The organism is Pseudomonas sp. PB103 (assembly GCF_009764635.1).
GTDB lineage: Bacteria > Pseudomonadota > Gammaproteobacteria > Pseudomonadales > Pseudomonadaceae > Aquipseudomonas.
In genome coordinates this window covers 1-4,230 of record NZ_RWIL01000058.1, presented here as the reverse complement: position 1 = coordinate 4,230, position 4,230 = coordinate 1, and the positions used below count along the sequence as shown (strand labels likewise).

Sequence of the window (4,230 nt, the reverse complement as noted above, 5' to 3'; positions counted from 1 at the left end):
GCGCCTACCCCCGGATAGACCCCTCCACTCAGCCTGCCGAAGGGGCCGGCACGGCAAGATCAAGAGCGGTACTCGAGCTTGCGCTCATTGTGTTGAGTGGTGAGGAGCAGAAGCGATATAGGTTTACCGGTTGGACTTAATCCTTGTGGGAGCTGGCTTGCCAGCGATGGCGGCCTGCCAGCCGACCTGTTTCTGGCTGATGAACTCGATTCAAATGTAGGAGCTGCCGAAGGCTGCGATCTTTTGATGTTAATTCTGGCGAACGCTCAAATGCCCAGATCAAAAGATCGCAGCCTCGTTGCACTCGGCAGCTCCTACAGGTCAGTGGGCGTTGGTGTAGAGGTAGTCTGTTGCCAGTGAGGCCAGGGTGCGAACGCCGACCACCAGCGCCGACTCATCCACAAAGAACCCCGGATTATGATTCGGTTCGGCTTTGCTCATGTCTTGATCGCGTGGCGTCACGCCGAGAAACACAAACAACCCTGGCACTTCCTTGGCATAGAACGAAAAGTCTTCCGCGCCCCCCACCAGCGGTGCATTCACCACGTCGTCCTTGGCTGCCCACTTCAATGTCGGCAGCATTTTTTCTGTCAGGGCTGGGTTGTTGATCGTCGGGTCGTATTTTTCGATGATGGTGACGTCCGCTTTCGCACCACCGCTCTCGGCGATTTTTTCGATGGTCTGGCGGACGTCGGCGTGCAGTTTCTGGCGGATGCCGTAGTCGTAGGAGCGGATCGTTCCGCTCATGTCGACCGATTCGGGGATGATGTTGTAGCGGGTGCCGCCGTTGATGGTGCCGATGCTGACCACTGAAGGATAAGAGGAGATGTCGGTGCGGCGGCTGACCACGGTTTGCAGGCCGACGATGGTTTGCGCGCCGACGGTGATCGGGTCGATGCCGTCCCAGGGGCGGCCGGCGTGGGTTTGTTTGCCGAGGATTTTGATGCGCAGGTCGTCGGAGCTGGCCAGCGTTGGGCCTGGGCGGTAGGCGATCTGGCCGGCGGGGATGCCGGCCCAGACGTGCAGGCCGAATACCGCGTCGGGTTTGGGGGATTTCATCACGCCTTCCTCGACCATCATTTTTGCGCCCCAGGTGTTTTTGCCGTCGGGGATGAAGTCGCTCGGGCCTTCTTCGGCGGGCTGGAAGTAGAACACCACGGTGCCGGGTAATGTGTCGCGCATGCCCGAGAGAATTTTCGCCGTGCTCAGCAGGATCGCGGTGTGGGCGTCATGACCGCAGGCGTGCATCACGTCGACTTCTTTGTCGAGGTAGGTGCCTTTGGCTTTCGAGGCGAAAGGCAGGTCGGAGACTTCTTTGACCGGCAGCGCGTCCATGTCGGCGCGCAGGGCCACGGTCGGGCCGGGCAGGGCGCCTTTGAGGACGGCGACCACGCCGGTGCGGGCGACGCCGGTTTTGACGTCCAGGCCCATGGCTTTGAGCTGTTTGGCGACCAGTTCGGCGGTGCGTTTTTCAGTGTTGCCGAGTTCCGGATGAGCGTGGATGTCGCGGCGGGTTTCCAGCAGTTCCGGTTCGAGCTTTTGCGCCTGTTCGGCGATTGTGGTGCGAGTGCTTTCCAGCGTCGCGCCGCTGGCGTGGCTGGCGAACAGTGTGAGTAGAACGGCTTGGGCAATGCGCGTCAGTGGCATCGGGTTCTCCTTGATTGTTGTTGTTCGGGCTTCCCTGCCTGTGACTGCAACCGCGCGCGTGAGTGCTATTCCTTCGGCTGGCCGCCACCGGCAGTGATCACTTGCACGCTCATGCGCGGTGTTGCCAGATCGAGTCCGGCCTCGTCGAGATGGCGTTTGAGCGAGAGGTTGAAGGCGCGGGACACTTCCCACTGTTTGATCGGCGCGGTCTTGAAGCGGGCGCGCAGAATCGCGCTGCCGGACTCGAAACTTTCGACACCCTGAATCTCCAGCGGCGACCAGATGTTGCGTCGTTGCAGCGGGTCGGTGCGCATCTTCTGGCCGACTTCGCGCATCAGTTTGATCGCGTCGTCGATTTCCATGTTGTACGGCACCGCGACGCGGAAGATCGCGTAGCCGAATTCGCGGGAGTAGTTCTTGATGCTTTTGATTTCGCTGAACGGGATGGTGTGGACGATGCCGTCGATGTCGCGCAGGCGCACCGTGCGGATGGTCAGGCCTTCGACGGTGCCGAGGTGGCCGCCGACGTCGACGTAGTCATCAATTGCCAGCGAGTCTTCGATGATGATGAACAAACCCGTGATCAAGTCGGCGACCAGCGACTGCGCACCGAAACCGATGGCCAGACCGATCACACCGGCACCAGCCAGCAGTGGCGTGACGTTCATGCCCATGTTCGCCAGCGCGACGATCAGCGCGATGATGAAGATCGCCACGAACAGCACGTTGCGAATCAGCGGCATCATCGTTTGCGCGCGGGCGTTGGCCAGGCCTTTGCGCGAGCGGGTGAGGGCGTGATGCACGGCGGTGTCGGCGAGGATCCAGATCAGCCAGGAGAAAATCAGTGTGCCGATCAGGCTGAACAGTTTGACGCTGACGTCATGCCCTTCACCTTCGGCGAAACCGATCAGCGACTGGCCCCACACGCGCAGGCCGAGCTCGATGAAGACCAGCCACACCACCAGGTGCGCGAGGGTGTAGAAGAAGCTCTTCAGGCGTTCGGAGTAGAGCGCGTGGCGTTTCGGTCCGCGTTGCGGCTTCAGCGAATGGCGGCGGACGAGGCCGTTGATGACCATGCACATCACCAGCAGCACGGTGCAGATCAGTGACTGGCGCAAGGCTGTGCTGGTGTCGCCAGCGGAAACGAACGTGGCGAACAGCGAAATACCGACCAGCACCAGCGCCGGCACGTACCAGAAGGTCCCGAGGATTTCGATGGTGTCGCTGAGGGCGCGGCGAGTCAGGCGTCGCGACAACGGTTGGTTGCGGATCAGGTGGGCAATCGGTCGGCGGAAACGCAGGATGAACAATCCGGTCGACAGTGCCGCCAGCACATTGGCGACGGTTGCGGCGGTGTGGGCCAGATGCACGCCGAGGCTTTCGATCAGGCGCGGATCATTCAGGGCTTCACCGAACGCGGCGAAGCTGCCGATCAGCCAAAGGGGCCGGAACGCCTGATGACGAAGGATGTACAACGCGCGATGGCGGTGCGGGCCGTCGAGCAGGGAAAAGGCAATCACGCAGATCGCCGAGAAACAGGTGCCGACCACCAGCGCATACGCCAGCACCATCGCCAGGCTTTTGCCCAGTGAAGACGGCAACGCGTAGCTCATGTAGACCGTCATCACCAACGCGATCAGCCACGGCCCGAGTTTGCGCAAAGCGAAGCGCAGCATGTCGAGCGCTCTGGGATGTTGCGGCAGTTCTTCGGTGAGGCCGAAGCGCATGCGCACCCGATGCCCGAGCCAGATCAGCGCGGCGGCGAGCAAGCTCCAGACCATCAGGATCATTGCGAAACCGAAGATGATTGGCAGCCATTCGTTGGCCGGCAACATCATGCCGCTGAGTTCGTCCTTGGCCAGGTCGAACTCGTTGCCCCAGCGGTTGAGCGGGCTGTCGGCGCCGGTGAATTGTTTTTCAAAGCTGGCGAGGGTGCCGCCGATCAGGCCGAGCACGCCTTCTTCCGGGTTGGCCTGAGCTTTTTTGGTGGCGTCGCGCAGCTTCTTCAGGTCGGTCAGCAACTGTGCGCGTTGCTTGTCGTTTTCCAGCGACTTGATGACTTCGTCGAGGGACTGGCCGAGGGGTTCTTGCGCTTCGGGCTGGGCTTTGTTGGTGTTGAGTAGGCCCGGCAGGCCGACCGCGTGGGCGGGCGCCAGCGGCAGCAGCGTCATCAGGCAGACGAGGAACAGGCTGGGCAAAGCAAAAAGACGAGCAAACACTAGGCGGTCAACCTCGCAAGGGGCGGATTCGCTGGAGTGTACGAGGCCCACCCAATCAATGCGAGCCGTCGCCGATTATTCGTTGAGTTTGGCGAGGATCTTGTAGATCACGGTGGCGAGGATCATCAGCATGCCGATCCACATGGCGAAGACACCAGCGTTCTTGTCACGGAAGTTGAAGCCGACTGCCAGCAGGATCATCCCGGTGAGGATCGGGACGAGCATGGCGTGAAACGAAGACATCGAGATCATGGAGACTGCCTTGTCGAAATGAATGATGTAAGTCTAGTGGCTTTACCCCTGTAGGAGCTGCCGCAGGCTGCGATCTTTTGATCTTAAAAACAACATCAAAAGATCGCAGCCT

Annotated in this window: 3 protein-coding genes; all 3 read right to left on the bottom strand. The window is 60.8% G+C overall.

Annotated features, from left to right (window positions below):
• Positions 1–321: 321 nt before the first annotated feature.
• The 3 genes from EJA70_RS11685 to EJA70_RS30830 all read right to left on the bottom strand — a co-directional run bounded on the left by EJA70_RS11685 (position 322) and on the right by EJA70_RS30830 (position 4,118).
• Entirely contained in the window at positions 322–1,647 is a 1,326-nt protein-coding gene (locus EJA70_RS11685) for an amidohydrolase (protein WP_158830849.1), read from the bottom strand.
• Positions 1,648–1,712: 65 nt separating this feature from the next.
• The gene (locus EJA70_RS11680) at positions 1,713–3,866 is read right to left on the bottom strand and encodes a mechanosensitive ion channel family protein (RefSeq protein ID WP_158830848.1); all 2,154 of its coding nucleotides are present in this window, start codon (positions 3,864–3,866) and stop codon (positions 1,713–1,715) included.
• 75 nt (positions 3,867–3,941) lie between these two features.
• Positions 3,942–4,118, bottom strand: coding sequence for a hypothetical protein (locus EJA70_RS30830; RefSeq protein WP_008083838.1), 177 nt, complete (start codon positions 4,116–4,118; stop codon positions 3,942–3,944).
• Positions 4,119–4,230: the final 112 nt, after the last annotated feature.